This is a genomic window from Paenibacillus lentus, assembly GCF_042714055.1.
GTDB classification, from domain to species: Bacteria; Bacillota; Bacilli; order Paenibacillales; family Paenibacillaceae; genus Fontibacillus; species Fontibacillus lentus_A.
In genome coordinates this window covers 407,352-426,702 of record NZ_JBHGVC010000001.1, presented here as the reverse complement: position 1 = coordinate 426,702, position 19,351 = coordinate 407,352, and the positions used below count along the sequence as shown (strand labels likewise).

Sequence of the window (19,351 nt, the reverse complement as noted above, 5' to 3'; positions counted from 1 at the left end):
GTGAGATAACAATAAATTAACGTTATTTTCAGGAAGGAATGAGGTGTAAAAATGGTTGCCTGCGTGCCCGTAGATGATGGTCTGCTTCAAAATGTGCTGCATCAGCTAAAAATATTGGATCCGACGATCCCATTAAATGTTCCAGCTGAATTTTATGAATTGAATTTAACTAATATTTGTAAAAGTACGGCTGTTGATTTACCCGATGAAATCATCTTGACTGCAGATATTAGCGAATATTCTAATGACCATCCATGTAAAATCGTCTTGTTTGCCGAGCGCATCTCATCTACTTCTGTAGAGTATCGCTTTGCCTTTACCATCAAATTAGAACGTATATTCTCGTTATCGGACATCAAAATTTTCGGAAAAGCCTATAAGGAGCTAAGTTTTATAAATCTGAAAATCGATGAGCTTGTATTCGCCAGTGATTCGCTTACAGTAAGTACAGTCCAGGATTGGAACACTAAAATAGTGTCCGAATTAGGCGGAGATCAGTACAAGCTTCCAGAATTAGATCTTGATTTTGGACTTCGCTTGATGGGTCAGTTTCAAATCGGAGATTATATCCATCCCATATCGCAATTTTTGGGTTTTCGCGATAGCAGCTTTTTAAACCAGTCACTAACCAGCTTGTCTGATGCCGACTATAGATTGGAAGTATGGTATCCAGCGCAATACACTTTTGGTCCCCTCACCCTTAGCAAGGTCGGGTTATCTTACGATACGCAAGCAAAACGATTTCAATTTCACATTGAGGCAGTGCTGTCTGTCTCTAGCGTAAAGTTAGTTCTAACCGACTTAAAAGTGACTTCGCCCTTCAAGCAGTGGCTCCCAAAAACATGGCTGGATAGTTTAGGATTGTCCTACGATATGCCGGATATATTGGAAATCAGCGGAGGCTTGCTGCGGGATGACGATGAATACAGCGGTGTAGCGATAGTCGAACTGATCCAAAGGACGCTCGTGGCAATAGGCTCTTATGCAGAGCGTACCGGTACCGAATCTTTATTTGTATTCGCCAGCGTGAAGGAGCATTTGGGGGGCCCGCCATATTTATACGTAACAGGGCTTGGTTTTGGGTTTGGAATCAATAAGCAATTCATTGAACCGCCGATCGATAAGGTTCGTGAATTCCCGCTGCTGCAGCCGCCCAGCAATGACATCGAACAAGTCTTAGCCTCCTTGGAAGCCGGTTGGATTCAGGACAATGTGGGTTCAAATTGGCTTGCGATAGGAATAGATTTTTTGACATTTCAGTTTATTGAATCCCATGCCTTGCTCATTGCGCAATTTAAGCATGACTTTGAGATGCTGATTTTAGGTTTCTCCGAATTAAAGATTCCACGCGAGAATCCTTATGTTTATATTGAGCTGCAGTATAAAGGATCATGGAAGCCTCAAGAGGGGTTTGTTGGCATTTCGGCACAGATCACCTCAAATTCTTACTTATTTGATCCGGATTGCAAGCTAACAGGAGATTTTGCCTTTTGGTCATGGTATGAAGGCCCCCAGCAGGGAGATTTTATTTTATCAGCTGGAGGATACCATCCACAGTTTGAGGTTCCTTCCCATTATCCTGCCCTAGGGAGGGTAAGCGTCAATTGGCCGATCCATGGAGGAACGATAAAAGGACAATCCTATTTTGCCCTCACTCCTTCTTGCCTGATGGGTGGAGGGAATCTGGAGTTAACCTACGGCGGCAACAATGCCAGCATCTCCTTAACCGCATACGCACATGTATTGGTTGAGTGGGAGCCGTTTCATTTTGATGTGGCGATTGGAGTTACCATTAAGGGCAGTGCAAGAATAAAGATCAAATATATCGGAAGTGTCTCCGCTTCGTTCGAAATCGGTGCCAATTTGGAACTGTGGGGAACGCCGACCGGAGGCAAGGTGAGCTTTGGTTACAAGTCGCTGCGAATGACAGTTGGATTTGGTAAAGAACGAAGCGGCGGTTTGCACGAGAGCAGTCCGAAGAAGCTTCGTGAAGCCTTACCAGGAGGAGAGCGCTATCTTCAAGCTCAGGTCAAAAAGGGCCTTATTCGCGAGGATGCTGATAGATGGATTATCCGACCGGATGATTTCTCATTCACGATTGAATCAGGAATTCCAATCACCTCATACGATTGTTTCGATACAGTTCATGATACAAACCGACCGGAGCTGCATATCCGCCCACTTCCATGCGGCAGCAGCTGCCCTGGCACATATCGTTCTCATTTATATATTCGCGTACAATCATCAGGAAGTACGTGGGAACATAATGAATGGGATGTTAAAGAACTTGAAATGTTCGTGCCTGAAGCGTTATGGGGCGAGCCTGTAGCCTCACTTCGTCCAAGCTCAAAACTCACTCAGCAAACGGTTGGTTTGGCTTTTCAGCCCGTTGCTCCTGCAATACAACCCGATGGTTCCATTGACCTTCATGGGGAAATCGGAATTGAACCTCTTGGAGAGCAGCCAGCCATTCAGGCCATAAATACAAGACAGGTGCCAGGTGAACCCTCCGATGTCTTATCGGATCGTTTAACAACGCTTAGCCGTATAAACAATGATCCGGTTAAAAGTGAGCGGCAGCGAATGATCCATGTATTGACACAAGCAGGAATTTACAGCGGAAGCAATGATCCGCTTCGCATATTAGCCAGGGATGCTGCCCAGTTGTACTCAGAAGCACCATTTATCATGACATAACAAGTTGGAGGTAGCTACAAGATGTGTGCCCAACGTCAAAAACGCAGCTATACGGACATTGCGGATCTTTATAGTAAGTTTGAGCCTACCCTGCGAGCCGGACTATACCAAATGGAGTTTACCCAACAGGTATTTGATCCGTCCGGGGCTTTGCTTGACGATTTGACAGCCAACGGACAGAAGAATTTTACCGTAAGCGGTCCTCAGTTCTCACTCCAGCCAACTGATCTGGGGAATAGCTATCCGCCTCCAGGTCATTCAGGATTATTCGAATTCGTACTGCCTTATATTCAGTTGAATAATCCACATTTACCTTGGATACGCAAGCTAGACACTTCAATCCCTAAATCAGACGATCTTCCATGGCTCTCCTTGCTTGTGCTTCAGGAGAATGAATGGCAAGGAGATGGGACTCCTATTACCGCTTCCATTGGAGAGTTTCTAACGAAATCCAAAGATATAGCGGTTCCCAAAATCGATTTGCAACAAATAGAGGACATTACACAATCTTGCAAATACATTGAATTGTCTGTCGAGATGTTTCAGACGCATTTTCCCAAACCAGATGATTTACGCTGGGTCGCCTCCGCAAGATTACAGCAGAGTGCGACCCAGGGAAAGGCGATCATAACAGCGCGTCGCTTTCCGATAATCAGTGACCCTCAGATCCACCAGCAGAGATATGCCTGCTACTTGGTTTCGCTTGAGGGATTGGAAGATTTCCTGATGCCGACGACAAGACCAGAATCTAAAATCAGGCTTGCCTGCCTGCACTACTGGACGTTTACAACGATAAACCAAACAGGCGAATCATTCAGGGATCTCCTCAAAAATATGCTAAAAAACGCAATCGCTCAGCCCGATGATATTTGGCTTCGACTTCCCAGATCGCTGATTGAGCAAATCCCTGAAGCTGATCGCGAACGTCTTCTCGATGGCTATGTCCCGCTCAATTACCATACTCGCTCCGGCGAAGAAACCTTGACATGGTACCGCGGGCCGTTCATCCCCGTCTCGGAGACGATGGAGAAACCAGCAAGCAAACCGCACTATACTTCAAACGAGCTGTTAATATATGATCCTGATGAGGGTGTCCTGGACACGACATGGAGCGTAAGTAGCGAAATCGGAAAGGCGCTCGCCCTGCAGGATTCAAGCTTCATTAAAGAATTGCTGCAGGCAAGGAAATGGTGGGTGCGCTCCTTAGATAAAGCCTCGGCTTTTGAAGGCAGCTCTATCGATCAGCAACTAAATCAACGAATATTAAACTGGTCTAAATTATTGGACAGAGCATTGTCCTTTAATGCGGATACTGTCGTGCCCACTCAGCAGCGGACTGCGTGGAGAAGAGAGCGTCTGCTATCTCGCCCTGATCCGATAGCTAGGCTTCGCCGTGCCGCGAATGATGGCGAATTGATCCAATCCATACAGCAGGGAAAGTCTTCTCTCTATGACAACGGTACAACTTGGTGCGGTAATAGAGTCAAGTTTTCCGATATGCCTATAATGTACTTAATACCTAATGAACATATGCTGCCAATGGAAGCATTTCGCTTATTTCATGTCGACCCTACATGGATTGAGGCGATGTTCGATGGCATATTCAGCATAGGCATTCAGACAGATTTGGATGAGATCATCAATCGCCATATCCGTTGGGATTATACAGCAAATATAGATATTCCCGTATTCGGCATAATTCTCCGTTCGGCGCTTATATCCGGCTGGCCGGATGTTCATGTTGAAGGCTGGAGACAGGGAAGAAGGCTAAACTTGCTATCGGATGATAGGCGGGATAACATTCTCTTCTGTCTGTTTGATGAGGTGCCTGACATGATTACGATTACGGAAGATCAAGATGATCTCACCTATGGAATGAATACGGACTACACCATTGGGCTGAGAAATGTAACCTCTTCCGAATTTGGGAAGATCATCCCTAATGGAGAGACCTCCATTCAAGGATTCATTTCACCCAGTGGGCTGATTGATATCACGGCAATGCAGCTCCATTTACAGTCCCGAATTTCCGATCTAACAGGGATAAACATTGAGTTAAACCCCGTTACTTTTATGCTGCAGTTGATTAATGGAGCTGATCGGGGCGTAATTACCATATCTTGAAGAATGGTTGTGATGAGATGAATTCAAATACGCTGGTTGTTCCAATGGTATTACATGCATTAGCCGTGGATCCTATTGTTGAACAGCATCAAGCCAATCGCCGATTTCAAAGAGATTACGAACAGCTGGATCATTTTTTGACGGCAGAGCCGGAGGCATTTAGCGGCAAAATTCAGTCCTTGGAGCAAGGCATATATTTGCATTGGATTTTGCCTGATTATTTCTTGAAGCCAAACGGGGACGAGGTGGAGTCGGCCTATCCTGTCGTACCGAATCGCTGGGTGATTCTTCGCCTAAGCGGCCCTACGAATCAGCGGAAAATTCATTCATGGATCGTGGAGAGCGATCAGCTGCATTCTCCTTCTGGCAGCCCTTATCGTGCCGAGCAGGGGGGGCACATTCGATCCACTAAGATCGGAAAGGTGGTTGATGGAGTTGGTGCCTGGTCTGAAACCGATTCGAACAAAGCGCTTTTCCTCACGGCAATGGGATCGGGAGATCTGACATTCTCCATATATCAGCCAAGCTGTGAGAATGTCTTCTCTATAGTAGATAAACTGGAAGATCTCACAGAGGATGAACTGGAATTGGATTATATCGTACTGGGATGGTTTGCCAATCCCCTATATGATCCTTTACACGGCGTCCATTCGATGCCGGAATTTGAGGAAAAGCTGCGTTCCTTTGATTGGTCGGTTCCTGATCAGACTGCCTTATTCGCAGATCAAATCGTGTTAAAAGGACAAATTCAGAAGGTAACATGGAGCAGGAAGGGAAATCCTGCATATCGTCATGCTGCGCATCATCCGAATCGCCATGTAATAATCGCGGAAACTTCCGTCGATGCCATTTCCGAGCTTCTTGGTTCATTTAAGCATAGTACTCCTCGCAAGGAGGAAGCGATCGATCATATTGTCGAAGCCTTGCAGTATGATCTGCTTCGCTCCTTTGAAGAACCAGGCGAAGAAGAACGCCTCGAGCATCAAATTCATCGGTACGGTTATCGATCCTCCCCAGGCGGAACATTATGGGAACTGGTTGAGCCTGAAGGTAGTACCTCTTCTTCCTTACCCCAAACAATAATCGATGGAATTCAAGAAGAAGATGCATTACTCGCGGAATTGAATGACTGTCAACAATGGTACGATTCAGAGGCTCGTAAATACTCTTCATTCCTGCAAATGCTCTATGAGATTTGGTGGAAGTGGAACAGAAGAATCGTGCCGGAAAATATCCTAGAAGCCTACATTAACAAGGCTCATGATAGTAAAATTTATGTCGAGGAATTAAGGGAAGCATGTTCAGCAAGGAAAAAAAGATTAGAGCAAGTATTACGGAGACACCGTTCCAAGAGAATTATTAAATGCTTAGAGATGCCAAGATACTGGGCACCTCATGATCCCGTCGTGATGATCACAGGATTTCAGAAGGCATCTCATCAGTTTATGGCCGGTATGCTAAAATGCTCGATATTCGAATATGATGTGGATGCTGAGCCACAATGGCCTACAATGGATTTATCAAAGCTCCCTTTGCATGTTGCCAGCCTACTAGTAAATCGATTAAATGATTCGACACTAACCGAGACATGGCGACAACCATGGCTGCCGTTGTTTTTGGAATGGGAGGTAGAGTGGGAGCAGGTTCCTTATCTCGGTGATAATTGGACATTCGATGGTTACGACCGGCATATGGAGAATGGAACAGCGACATCCATGCAGCGGTTAAAAGGCCGGACAATTTTGAGTCCGCATGCTATCTTCTCTCTGAAGTCCAGATTTCAGGATTATGCGAAGCAGCATCCTGATGAGAAGGCTGCAGAAGACGTAGTCAAATTCATCGAGAAACTGGATCATTGGGACGTTCTTTCGCAATCGCTTGGCGGATTTCATCTACAGCTATTGCAAAGAGATGATCGCATCCACCCCGTCCCAGGCTTTGGAGAAATTGATTTCGTGATTGACAAAATATTAGGCTCGGAATTTCGCAGCATGCCTGATCCAAGCGCTGCAGCTCATCCTGATGAGGCAACATTTCAGCCCATTCGGGGCGGTAAACTTCGCGTTACCCGCTTAGAAGTCATGGATGGATTTGGCCAATTGGATATTGTGCCGATTGGACAACGCCATATGATTGCAGAATCAGTGCGCCCCCTGGTTTCCAGCGGAAGCGAGGTTGAATTGAAACCAAGACTGGTGCAGGGTACAAGACTTAATTTTCAGTTGGTGACTGCAGAACCTGAGCATGCCGAGCACTCCATACAATTCGCTAACCCGGTGTGCGGATGGGTGATACCCAATCATATGAACCGAGGCTTGTCTATTTACGATCCAGATGGCACCCCGTTGGGACATCTCCGGCTTTGGGAGAATCTGCAGGGCGAGAAAATAGTAAAGTGGGAGGATGCGCCCCAAATTAGGAATAGTCTAGCCTTAAGCAGTACCCATACTCACCTTCGGAGCGCTATTCGCGGAATGATCGCTGCAGGCGGAGATGAATTTGCTACTTTTCTCAAAGTGATTGATGACACGCTATGGGTTATAGACCCCAAGCAGCATGAAGCAGAGCAGGTATTGGCGGCTTTTATGGGGCGGCCTTTGGTCCTTGTACGGGCTAAACTATCATTGGAACTGAAGGGATTACCCGTATATTCAGCTGGGAGCGTATACCCCCGTGATAGAAATGAAAATTACTTAAGGCAAAAGTACGAAATTAAACTCGGCAATCTTCACCTTAAACAGGATGGAGTGCTTGGATACTTTATAGGGGATCGCTATGATCGATTTTATTCGGTTTATAGACCGAATAACCAACAATCGAACTATGTCCAACAGATCGGAACAAAGCGAAGTGAGCATGAAAATGCTCATTACCTTAGATTAAGCTTCCAGGAGCCCCATAATGAAGCATACGTAACCCTTCTGATGGATCCGTTCGCGGCTGCACATGCTACCTCTGGAATTCTGCCAGTTAAGGATTTAACGTTGAAGGAGAAATTTCGGACGAAAGCTCTGCAAAATATGGAAGTTTATTTCACGACAGGCCCTTTGCTGACAGTAGAGACCGTAAATGAAATGAATGAGACGAGCCTGCTTCTGCCGCTTCCGAATAGCAACAAAACCAAATGGTCATGGATTGAAAGATCTAGGAATAAGCCTGATGAATGGCTAGAATACACCATTCAAGAACAGGACGAGAAAGATCCACCGACCAGGGATTTGCCGTCCATAAGAGAAGGGATGTACAGGCTGAAGTTAAAATAATAGTCCAAAAAGCCTGCGAAAGCAGGTTTTTTGTTGTTGCCGCAGAATAACAAATATAGCTGTGCAGAGCAGCGTTTCATTTATGTCATTAAACTCTATATAAGGTTGTGAAAAAATGAACTACATACAATTAACAAAAGCTAATATAAATGATGAACACATCTGCTGCGCGCTAGGAGCTAAGCAATACATAGATGCAGTACAGGAAAAAAAGCAATGGTTATGCGATCGGATGGAGGAGGGCTTAGTATTCTGTCGGTTGGATGAGCGTGCGAAGGTATTTATTGAATACCTGCCCGCAGAGAAAGCCTGGGTACCTATTGAGGCTCCTAATTATATGTATATTAATTGTCTTTGGGTTTCGGGGCGGTACAAAGAAAATGGCCACGGGAAGAAGCTGTTGGAAAAATGCATAGAAGAGGCAAAAAACCTTGGCATGGATGGGATTGTGCATATTGTAGGGAAGCAAAAGTATCCCTATTTAAGCGATAAGCGTTTCTTCGAATACATGGGCTTTGAGGTTGTTGATCAGGCAGAACCTTATTTTGAGTTGGCGGTATTAAGGTGGAATGATCAAGCTACTGCGCCTGCTTTTAAAAGAACTATAAACAACACGGCTCCAATGGAAGAGGGCATAAGCATATACTACACTGCTCAATGTCCCTTTGCTGTCGGGATTCTGGACGAGCTTCAAGAGGTTGCGCAGAGGAAGGGCATCCCATTTCATGCCCATCATTTGAAAACGAGAGAAGAAGCCCAGCAGGCTCCGGCAGTCTGGACAACTTTCAGCATGTATTATAATGGTGAATTTCTTACGCATGAAATTTTGAGTCCGAATAAGCTGGAGAAGCTGTTGCTGAACATAAAACAGACCTCGCGATTCCTTTAACCGGATGCGAGGTCTGTTTCATATGAGTTGTGCATTTTGATTTTATTGCTCTGTAATCTTAATTTCTTTAATCTGAACAGTCTCTGTTGGAGTGCTTAATTCATTGAAGGGGCCGCCTTCTTTAACCGGTGTAGCAGCAATATCTGCGACGACATCCATGCCATCTGTAACTTTACCGAAGATGGTATAATTCGGCGTATTGTTTAGTCCAATACTGTCATCACCTGTGCAGATAAAGAATTGGCTGCCATTCGTATCTGGCCCTGCGTTAGCCATAGCTACAATGCCGGGTTCGTACTTGTAGTCCGTCTGTTCATCTTCAAATCTGTACCCTGGGCCGCCTGCTCCAGTTCCCTCTGGATCACCGGTTTGGATCATGAAGGTTTCAATAATCCGATGGAAGATGACGTCATTGTAGAAGCCTTGCCGCGACAGAAATACAAAGTTATTGACGGTCTTAGGCGCGTCTTTGGCAAACAGCTCAATGGTGAAGTTCCCCTTTGAAGTCGTAAATTCCGCGGTGTAAGATTTGTTCGCGTCGATCTCCATTGCAGGAGGGCTGTCCCAGCTCATGGTTTCTTTCTTTGGCTCCGGTTCTGGCTCCGGTTCAACCGGCGGAGTTGTTTGTTCCGCGGTATTTCCCGCCGTTTGATTGTTTGCTGGTTCTTCCTTGGCCTCGTTGTTCTTGCCGCAGCCGCTAAGGATCAAAACAGCTGAAATCAGCAGAATAAAAGGTAGTATTAGCTGCTTCTTTTTCATAATTGCTTGTACCACTCCTTTTTACAAATCTTGTTTTATCATACCGATTTTCCACTGAAAATGCCAGTCTAGCCCGCTCATCACAAATGATCTGCCTAAATATGCCGATGGCAACTCATCCATCATGAACCTTGAATCGCATGTTAAGCCAAAAGGCAGTATACTAGAAGTATCAAACCGCTTGTCTGAAGCTATCAATGTAAATTTTTAAGGAGAAACTATGATTAAAACCATTTCAGATATTGCCTCTATCGCGGGTGTTGCCAAGAGCACAGTCTCCCGCTATTTAAATGGAGGATCCGTTAGCCAAGCGACGCGACAGCGAATTGAAAAAGTCATTAAGGAACACCACTATGTTCCCAATACATTTGCTCAAAGCTTAAAAGCGAGAAAAACCAATTTTATTGGCACGGTCGTTCCGCGTCTGGATTCCTTTGCTTCTTCTCAAACGCTGATGGGCATTGATGAGCAATTGCGGGATGCCAATTTCCAGATGCTGATTTCAAATACGAGCCAGGATATGAATCGTGAAATCGAGTCCATTTACGATTTTGCCAGACAGAAGGTTTCTGGCATTATTCTATTGGCTGCCCAGGTGCATGACGATCACTTAAAAGCGGCAGAGGAGATTAATATCCCGATCCTGCTGCTGGGACAGGAGAATCCCCATCTCCACAGCTTGATCCATGACGACTATCATGCCGGGTACGAAATGGGGAAGCATATCCTTGAGATGGGCCACCGCAATATTGCTTATCTAGGGGTGACAGAGAAGGATATTGCCGTAGGGATTCGGAGAAAAGAAGGCTTTAAGAAGAGTCTTGAGGGTACGGTCTGTACAATCTCGTACTATGAAACCGGCTTTAAAATGACCGATGCCATGGAAACGGCATCTCGGCTGCTCGAAGAGATTTCGCCTTCAATTATAGTTTGTGCGACCGACAATATTGCTCTAGGAGTCATGAAGGCGGCGTATCTCAAGCAGATTACCATTCCTGAGGAGCTTTCTGTAACAGGCTTTGGAGGATACGATATAACCGAAATCATCCATCCAACCTTGACCACCATTCGGTTTTATTATAGGGAAGCAGGGAAGCTCGCTGCTCACAATATTATTAAGCTTGTGCGAGAGGAGCAAATAGATCCTGTTACCATCATGGATTTTGAGCTGCTTAAACGAGAAAGCGTTGACAAACGTTAATCACTTGTATATAATTCGAGACAAATAATGTTCCATAATTCTTCGCTGAAGCCTTTGAGTTATGGAACATTATTTGCAGCTGATTTGGAACCGGTTCCTAAACTCTTTTTTGCGCCGAATTGGAACCGGTTCTACAATCGCAAATGACTAGAAAATGGAGAACATCATCACATGACATTATCAAGAGAACAAAAGTATAGAAAACTGAATCAAGCGTCGCCTGAAGAGCTGGAGCAGCTTAAGGAGCAAGTAGCCAGCTGTCCGTGGAGGCAGTCTTATCATATCCAGCCTCCATTTGGGCTGTTAAACGATCCCAATGGCTTTGCATTCTATGAGGGAGAGTACCACTTGTTCTATCAGTGGTTTCCTTTAGGAACGTTTCATGGCATGAAATATTGGTATCATACCAAATCTACAGATCTGGCCCACTGGGAAAATGTCGGGATCGGCATAGAGCCTGGTGACCCGCAGGATTCTCACGGGGCTTACTCAGGAAGCGGGATTGTCAAAGACGGCGAGCTATATTTAATGTATACGGGTAATACAAGAAATGAGGAGTGGCGGAGGCTTCCTTATCAGAACCTCGCTATTATGAACCGGGAAGGCAAAATTACGAAGAGAAACGAGCCGGTAATCGCTGTGGTTCCTGATGGATATACCGATCATTTCAGAGATCCGAAGGTTTGGAGGGCAAACGGAGAATACTATTGCGTTATAGGGGCACAGCGCACGAATGGAACAGGATGTGCCGTGATGTACAAATCGCAGGATCTATTATCATGGAGCTTTCTGGGCGAGGTATCTACAGGGCTGGATGACTTCGGATATATGTGGGAATGCCCGGATTATTTTGAGCTGAATCAACAGGGTGTATTGCTATTCTGCCCGCAGGGCTTGTCTCCCGAAGGAGATCGATTCCAAAATATTTATCAATCCGGGTATATGGTCGGTAAGCCGGTTGACGTCCGTACCCAGAAGTTCAAGCACGGGCTCTTTCAGGAGTTGGACAGAGGTTTTGATTTCTATGCCCCGCAAACGACGGAAACCCCAGATGGACGAAGAATTCTCGTGGCATGGATGGGCCTCCCCGATGTCGGTTATCCCACAGATCATAACGGGTGGGCGCATTGCTTAACCCTGCCGAGGGAGTTGACGCTGCGTGATGGCAAGGTCATCCAACAGCCTGTACGGGAGCTAAAACATCTGCGCAAAGAAGAGGTAACCGCTGAGGCTGTACTACACAACGAAACGAAAAGCTTCTCGGGCCTTCAGGGGATCTCCTATGAACTGATTTGCGAATTTGCGGATGCGGATGCGGAGTGTTTCGGTATTGAATTTCGCGCCGGAAATGCAGACAAGACAGTTCTTGCGTATGACCGGAACACCAAGAAGGTAATTTTGGATCGCTCCTTATCCGGTGAAACCATAGTTACGGATTATGGCAGCGAACGGCGCTGCAGCCTAGATTCAGAGAAGATCAAATTTCAGCTTTTTGTGGATACCTCCTCTGTAGAAATTTTTGTTAACGACGGCGAAGAGGTATTTACGAGCCGCATTTTTCCAAGCATGGAAAGTACAGAAATCCGCTTTTTTGCACAGGGAGGAAGCGTGACATGCCAAGCCTCTCTATGGAAGATATAAACTTCTAGGAGAAATGACAGGGGATGATGACAGCGTGGGACAGTTATTTGCAATCGGTGAGGTATTAATTGATTTTATTCCATTACAAAAGGGCAGCCCGTTAAAGGATGTACTCTCCTTTGAGCGTGCTGCCGGAGGAGCGCCGGCGAACGTAGCCGCCTCCGTATCCAAGCTAGGCGGAAATGCCGCAATGCTCACAAAGCTGGGAATGGATGCCTTCGGGGACTACTTGATCAAACAGCTAGCGTCGGCTGGCGTCCATACAGAACTCATCAAGCGGACGTCAGAGGCCAATACCGGATTGGCGTTCGTATCCTTACAGGAGGATGGGGAAAGGGATTTTTCATTTTACCGCAATCCGTCCTCCGATCTGCTCCTATCCGAAGAGGAAATTGATCCGGCCATATTCCAGCCGGACGACATGCTGCATTTCGGATCGGTCGATTTAATCGAAAGTCCGATGAAGCAGGCGCATTTGAAAGCGATTCATGCGGTGAAGAGTCGGGGAGGGCTCATCAGCTTCGATCCGAACGTCCGACTTCCATTATGGAAGAGTCCCAAGGATTGCCAAGAGACGATACAGGCCTTTATACCGGCCGCTCATATATTAAAAATTTCCGAGGATGAGCTTGAATTTATTACGGGCATGACGTCATCGGAGGAGGCCATTGCTGCTTTATTCCAAGGCAGCGTCAAGGCCGTCGTCTATACTAGAGGGAAGGATGGTGCGGATTTATACCTCTCGCCCGCAGAAAAGTATGAAAGTCTGGGATTTAACGTTGACGTACAGGATACGACCGGTGCTGGGGATGCTTTTATGGGAGGCTTTTTGTATAAGCTGCTGGATAAAAACGCTACGCAGGACAATGTAACGAAGCTCCTTCGTGAGTATCATCATGAAATCCTAGAGTTTGCCAACGCAACCGGGGCGATAACGACTATGAAAAAAGGCGCGATTCCAGCTCTTCCACATCAAGCGGACGTGCAAAGATTTATTCAAATGAAATTAAACAATAAGGGGATGATGAGGGATGTCTGAAAATCGTGATATCGCAAAACAGGTCGTAGCGGCCGTTGGCGGCAAGGATAATATATCTTCCTTTGCGCATTGCGCCACGCGACTACGTATTATGGTTCATGATCAAGATTTGATTGACCAGGAGCGCGTAGAGAATATTGATAAGGTGAAAGGAGCCTTCTTAAATTCCGGTCAGTACCAGATCATTTTTGGAACCGGTACCGTCAACCGCATCTTTGAAGAGGTCGAGAAGCTGGGTATTACGGGAACAACGAAAGAGGATCTCAAAGGTCAAAGCAAGAAGCAAGGAAATGCATTTCAAAGATCGATTCGCACGTTTGGCGACGTCTTCGTCCCGATCATTCCTGTACTGGTGGCCACGGGATTGTTCATGGGGCTTAGAGGATTACTTACGCAGGAGCAAATTCTATCTCTCTTTGGAATGACCGCCAATGATATTCCGGCCAATTTCCTGCTCTTCACGGAAGTTTTAACGGATACGGCATTTGCGTTCTTACCTGCACTTGTGGCCTGGTCCGCATTCCGCGTGTTCGGTGGCAGTCCGGTTCTCGGCATTGTGCTCGGTCTAATGCTCGTCAATCCCGCCCTGCCTAACGCTTATAGCGTAGCGAATGGTTCGGCCGAGGCCTTGACCATGCTCGGTTTCATTCCGGTCGTGGGATATCAGGGCTCCGTGCTGCCCGCATTTTTTGTGGGACTCCTGGGAGCCAAATTCGAGAAGATGCTGCGCAAGCGCGTGCCAGAAGCGTTGGATTTGATTGTGACACCGTTTATTACGCTGTTGGTTATGATTACCCTTGGACTATTCGTTATCGGCCCTATTTTCCATTCCTTCGAAGAGTGGGTATTACATGGAACAACCTTTATTTTAGGACTTCCTTTTGGAATCGCGGGCTTAGTGATCGGCTTTTTCAACCAAATTATCGTCGTCACCGGGGTTCATCATATTTTCAATTTCTTGGAGATTCAGCTGCTGGAGCAGCTTGGAAACAATCCTTTTAACGCGATGGTTACTTCTGCTATGGCAGCTCAAGGAGCTGCATGTCTAGCGGTAGGCCTGAAGACCAAGAACGCCAAGCTGAAAGCTCTTGCATTGCCATCCTCGTTTTCCGCGTTCTTAGGGATTACCGAGCCGGCGATCTTCGGGGTCAATTTACGTTATATGAGGCCTTTTGTGATGGGACTGATCGGCGGGGCCATTGGTGGATTCCTTGCTTCCTTGTTCGGTCTCGCGGCGACGGGGATGGCCATTACCGTCATTCCGGGAACACTGCTTTACTTGAACAACCAGCTGCCTATGTACATTCTATGTAATGTGATTGCAATGGCCGTTGCTTTCACCCTGACCTGGTTGTTTGGATATAAGGATAAGATGACCGAGGAACTCCAAGCTGCTTCAGCAGCCTCCCAGCAGCCGGCCGGTGGTCAAACAGCATCAGCCTCATCAGGCATAGTTACAGCGGATGCTATCAAGACATCTGCAAATGAACCGACGCTTGTCATGCAGATTCCATCTCCTGTTTCAGGGAAGATCATCCCGTTGGAGGAGGTTCCAGACCCGGCGTTTGCCCAAAAACACATGGGCGAGGGATATGCGATCGAGCCATTGGAAGGCAAAGTCTACGCCCCTTTTGACGGCGTCGTTGCTCACATCATGGAGAAGAGCAAGCATGCAGTTATACTTGTCCACGAGAGCGGCCTGCAGCTGCTAATTCATGTTGGCCTGAATACAGTCTCCCTAAAAGGGGCTGGGTTTGCAACACACGTCCAAACAGGCGATAGGGTGAAGGAGGGGCAGCTGTTAATTGATTTTGACCTCGATGCCATTCATAAGGCTGGGCTTTCTACGATTACCCCGGTCATTATTCCATCCGATGCTGAACAGGTAGCAGGGGTGGTTGCAAATGGAAACGGCAAGCCAGTGACTGCCAATAAGGACGCGGTGATGACCGTCCAATTCAAAACAGAATAAGTTAGCCATTCGACCAGTGCTGGAAAGCGCTGGTCTTTTCATTTTTCGCCTATGATCAAGATTCGCAAGTTTGGTATTTATGTATAGAGATTAGCGCATGAGGAGAACTTACAAGATAACTTTTGGATTTGCGAAAGGGCTGAATGGATTGGATTTTTTTCATAGTAAAGAATCGTTGACAGCGCTTGAATGGATTTTAAGAGGTATTGTCAGCTTTTTATTTTTAATCGTGGTAAGTAAGCTGATGGGCCAGCGTTCCATATCACAATTAAGATTTCTTGATTTCATTATCGCTCTGACCCTAGGCAATATTATAGCTCACCCGCTTTCCGATGAGAAATTGGGGTTAAAAGGATCGATGATTACCACCATTGTTCTAATTGTGTTATATGTTATAGCTACCTGGTTAGGCCTCAAATGGCCTTTTTTCAAGCGATATCTGGATCCATCGCCAATCACGCTCGTTAAAAATGGACAAATTCAATTTCATCATTTATCTAAAGCAAGAATCTCTATTGATTATTTATTTTCTGAGCTAAGGAAAGAAAAAGTAGAGGATATCCAAAAAGTATCGCTTGCATTATGGGAGCCGGGTGGAACAATATCCGTATTTATGGACACCCAATACCAGCCGGTTACACCCGCAGATATGAAGCTAGAGACCCAACCGTTTACTATTACAAGGCCGATCATTATAGAAGGAAAAATCGATATGTCGCTTCTTCAGGAAATGGGAAAAGATCCAGAATGGCTTACCGCAAAAATAGCACCTACGAATGCTAATATTCGCGATGTAATATTAGCAACCATGACTGGCAACGAAAACGTGCGTGTCTACGTAGAACCAAGAAAAGACATCCCTCGTGATTAAAGCTTATCTAATGAGGAGCTCATTTTACTCATATTTTACACAACAAACATAGGCTGATGCACAGTCCATACCCACTCTTCCGAATACAATACCGTATCGTGAAAAGAGAGGAGTGGAAACTTATCAGAACCTTTAGAGCTTCTTTGTCTGGTCGCAACGAGGTGCCGCCTGTAAGAACTAATGCTACAGGAAATGCGGAATTTCAGCTTAGTGCTAACGGCAAGCAACTAAGATTCCGCCTGGTCATTAATAATATCTCTCGGGTTACTGAAGCTCATATTCATCTTGGACGGAGGGGAGTAAACGGGCCAATTGTTGCTTTTTTGTTCGGGCCGTCTAAGTTCGGCATTTCAGTAAGACGTGGCGTAGTGACGGGTGTCCTGACCAGACGCGATCTAGTTGGTCCACTGCAAGGCAGAACTCTCCGCAGCTTAATTCGGGAAATCAGAAGAGGCAACACTTATGTCAACGTGCATACCGTCCAGAATCCAAACGGTGAAATTCGGGGGCAAATCGTCAAGTAATTACGTACCTGTTGCCAAGATTTTTTTGGTAACAGGTAGTTTCATTTTTATAACAAACATACGCTAATGCAGCACTATGCTGTATAAAATTTAGATTATGGAACAGCATATACATATGAAATTTATTGGATAGGTTGGTGATCTTTATTTATACGAGAAAAATAAGTTTGTTCTTGTTGCTCATCTTTATATTGATTGTGGCAATGGGATGCCAAAAACAAAAAACCACACACAAAGAACCCGATTTGCTTCGAGTAAAATCTGTGACTGGCGAAGATACAAAGAAAGTCATCTTCATCATGGCCGATTCGCTTATGGCCGAAGCCATTGATAAAGGCATAGCGAAAAAAGAGCTTCCTGCCTTCGAATATCTGATTAAGCATGGGCAGTATTATAAGGATCTCGTAAGCTCTTTTCCTACCATGTCCGTAACGATTGACAGCTCCTTGCTTACAGGTGCATATCCGGATCGTCATCATATCCCGGGATTGACCTGGTATTCAACAGCGGACAAGAAGCTCATCAGTTATGGGACAGGGCCGATGGAGGTCATTAAGCTTGGCGTTGATCCGGTATTGGCGGATGCATTAATTAACCTTAACGGCAGCCACTTGAACCCTCAGCTGCCTACGATTTATGAGGAATTAGCTCAGCTTGGGAAGAAGTCCGGCAGCATTAACGGTTTAATTTACCGCGGTTCTGTTCAGCATACGCTCTCCATTCCACCCTGGATGGATGCCCCAACTTCCTTACCCAAATCAATTCCGGTGAAAGGGCCGGATTATTTAGCGCTAGGTTCCTTGTCCGATCCGCTAGCAGGCATAGAAAATCTTCCTGATGGCTTGACTCGCCGCCTGGGCATAAATAATCAATACTCGATATTAACCGCTAATTATTTAATCAAGGAAAATAAGCTTCCCGATTTTTTGTATGTATATCTACCTGACTTGGATAAAAAGCTGCATAAAAATGGCCCTGACGAGCTGAACGGGGTCAAGAAAACGGACAAGCAGCTGCAAGAATTATTACAAAGCTTCGGCTCTCCGGAAGAAGCATTGAAGAAAGCGATTATTGTCATTATAGGAGATAGCGGGATGACCCAAATCCTGCCCGCGGAGGATAACCCGGTTATCGACCTGCCTTCCTTGCTTAAAGAATATACCGTCTACCGCCAGGGGGAGGACGTTACGGACGATACGGAAATCGTGCTAGCTGTTAACGAGACTATGGCTTACGTATATAATCTTAAGGCTCACAAGCTTAAAGACATTGCTAAAGTGTTAAGAGCCGAGCCCCGCATAGATTTCATTTCATGGCGAGAAGGGGAATGGATGCATGTTATGGGAGGCGATGCCTCGCAAAAGCTCAAATTTAAAGCTGAAGGGGAGCTCATGGATCCCTACGGGCAAAAGTGGACGGTAGAGCAGAAGACGGAAGTATTGGATTTACAAATAAACTCTAAGCACAACACCATCAAATATGGCAAGTATCCGGATGTGCTTCGACGGTTGTATGGGGCGTTTCATTCTCATGATGGAGAATTTTTGGTAGTGACGGCGAAGCCAGGTTACGAATTAGCGGACAAGAATTCGCCGACCCATAAAGGAGGGGGAGGCCACGGTTCTATCGGATATACCGAGTCACTCGTGCCGATGATCGTAAGCGGAACGGAGGAAAAGCCGGAATACTTGCGGATCGTTGACCTCAAAGCCTACCTGCTGAAGCTTGTGACCCAGCAGCGCGCTAATATTGAAAAAGAGCGCTAACCCCGAAACATATCATAACCAAACCAGACAGCTTGTTAATTAATGTCAGGTTACGGGTTCTGAGCAAACTGATTTTCAAAAACGCGACTATCCCAACTAGAAAAAGCCACCAAAGCATAGAACCGATAAACACTCCTCCAACCAGTAAAGGTACATCAGAAGGCGTGTGAGAAAACAGAATGCCGGAAGCTCCAAATATGCCTATAAAAAATAAAATAGTCATCGGATTCGAAAGCGTAAGAAGGAAAGCGACGATATACGAGTAAAGGGGGCTTTGTCTGGCAACCTGCTCCTGTATTTGAATATGGCCTCCGGGCCGCATAAATTTAATGCCAAGATAACAAATAAATAATCCACCCAGAAGCTGAATAATCCCTTTAAACTGCAATAAAAAATCGCTTAGCCAAATCAGGCCAAAGCCGGCGATAAAGCCATAAACGGCATCTGCTGTCGCTGCACCAAGACCGCTCAGAAGACCGACTTTTAACCCCGAAGCCAATGTTTTTTTGATGCAAATGATACTGATCGGGCCAATGGGGGCTGCTATGGATATACCTAATAGCATCCCTTTCCAAATCCATTCTGAAAACATATAGGCTCCTCCC

Annotated in this window: 13 protein-coding genes; 11 read left to right on the top strand and 2 right to left on the bottom strand. The window is 45.8% G+C overall.

Going from position 1 to position 19,351, the window contains the following annotated elements:
- Nucleotides 1-51: 51 nt before the first annotated feature.
- The 4 genes from ACE3MQ_RS01750 to ACE3MQ_RS01735 all read left to right on the top strand — a co-directional run bounded on the left by ACE3MQ_RS01750 (nt 52) and on the right by ACE3MQ_RS01735 (nt 8,973).
- Nucleotides 52-2,697, top strand: a complete 2,646-nt coding sequence (locus ACE3MQ_RS01750; RefSeq protein ID WP_379389971.1) for a DUF6603 domain-containing protein — start codon at nt 52-54, stop codon at nt 2,695-2,697.
- 21 nt (nt 2,698-2,718) lie between these two features.
- Entirely contained in the window at nt 2,719-4,821 is a 2,103-nt protein-coding gene (locus ACE3MQ_RS01745; RefSeq protein ID WP_379389969.1) for a hypothetical protein, read from the top strand.
- A gap of 17 nt (nt 4,822-4,838) precedes the next feature.
- Entirely contained in the window at nt 4,839-8,084 is a 3,246-nt protein-coding gene (locus tag ACE3MQ_RS01740) for a hypothetical protein (protein WP_379389967.1), read from the top strand.
- 115 nt (nt 8,085-8,199) lie between these two features.
- Nucleotides 8,200-8,973, top strand: a complete 774-nt coding sequence (locus ACE3MQ_RS01735; RefSeq protein ID WP_379389965.1) for a GNAT family N-acetyltransferase — start codon at nt 8,200-8,202, stop codon at nt 8,971-8,973.
- Between the two features lie 42 nt (nt 8,974-9,015).
- Here the strand turns inward: ACE3MQ_RS01735 and ACE3MQ_RS01730 are convergent, their stop codons facing one another.
- Entirely contained in the window at nt 9,016-9,732 is a 717-nt protein-coding gene (locus ACE3MQ_RS01730; protein ID WP_379389963.1) for a peptidylprolyl isomerase, read from the bottom strand.
- A gap of 220 nt (nt 9,733-9,952) precedes the next feature.
- Here ACE3MQ_RS01730 and ACE3MQ_RS01725 point away from each other — a divergent pair, with 220 nt between their 5' ends.
- The 7 genes from ACE3MQ_RS01725 (at nt 9,953) to ACE3MQ_RS01695 (ending at nt 18,746) form a co-directional block, all read left to right on the top strand.
- Nucleotides 9,953-10,933, top strand: a complete 981-nt coding sequence (locus ACE3MQ_RS01725; protein ID WP_379389961.1) for a LacI family DNA-binding transcriptional regulator — start codon at nt 9,953-9,955, stop codon at nt 10,931-10,933.
- Between the two features lie 171 nt (nt 10,934-11,104).
- Entirely contained in the window at nt 11,105-12,574 is a 1,470-nt protein-coding gene (locus ACE3MQ_RS01720) for a glycoside hydrolase family 32 protein (protein WP_379389959.1), read from the top strand.
- A 34-nt stretch (nt 12,575-12,608) separates the two neighbouring features.
- Entirely contained in the window at nt 12,609-13,613 is a 1,005-nt protein-coding gene (locus ACE3MQ_RS01715; RefSeq protein ID WP_379389957.1) for a carbohydrate kinase family protein, read from the top strand.
- Nucleotides 13,606-15,585, top strand: coding sequence for a sucrose-specific PTS transporter subunit IIBC (locus tag ACE3MQ_RS01710; RefSeq protein ID WP_379389955.1), 1,980 nt, complete (start codon nt 13,606-13,608; stop codon nt 15,583-15,585). Before ACE3MQ_RS01715 ends, ACE3MQ_RS01710 begins: the two co-directional genes overlap by 8 nt.
- Nucleotides 15,586-15,733: 148 nt before the next feature.
- Nucleotides 15,734-16,456, top strand: coding sequence for a DUF421 domain-containing protein (locus tag ACE3MQ_RS01705; RefSeq protein WP_379390697.1), 723 nt, complete (start codon nt 15,734-15,736; stop codon nt 16,454-16,456).
- 143 nt (nt 16,457-16,599) lie between these two features.
- The gene (locus ACE3MQ_RS01700) at nt 16,600-16,980 is read left to right on the top strand and encodes a CHRD domain-containing protein (protein ID WP_379389953.1); all 381 of its coding nucleotides are present in this window, start codon (nt 16,600-16,602) and stop codon (nt 16,978-16,980) included.
- Between the two features lie 263 nt (nt 16,981-17,243).
- Nucleotides 17,244-18,746 (top strand): alkaline phosphatase family protein, encoded by a 1,503-nt coding sequence (locus ACE3MQ_RS01695; RefSeq protein ID WP_379389950.1) that lies wholly within the window; start codon nt 17,244-17,246, stop codon nt 18,744-18,746.
- On the opposite strand, the gene ACE3MQ_RS01690 is transcribed toward ACE3MQ_RS01695, so the two are convergent.
- Nucleotides 18,724-19,338: a LysE family translocator gene (locus ACE3MQ_RS01690; protein ID WP_379389948.1), complete on the bottom strand. Its 615-nt coding sequence runs from the start codon at nt 19,336-19,338 to the stop codon at nt 18,724-18,726. The two genes, ACE3MQ_RS01695 and ACE3MQ_RS01690, sit on opposite strands and share 23 nt — an antisense overlap.
- Between the last annotated feature and the right edge of the window lie 13 nt (nt 19,339-19,351).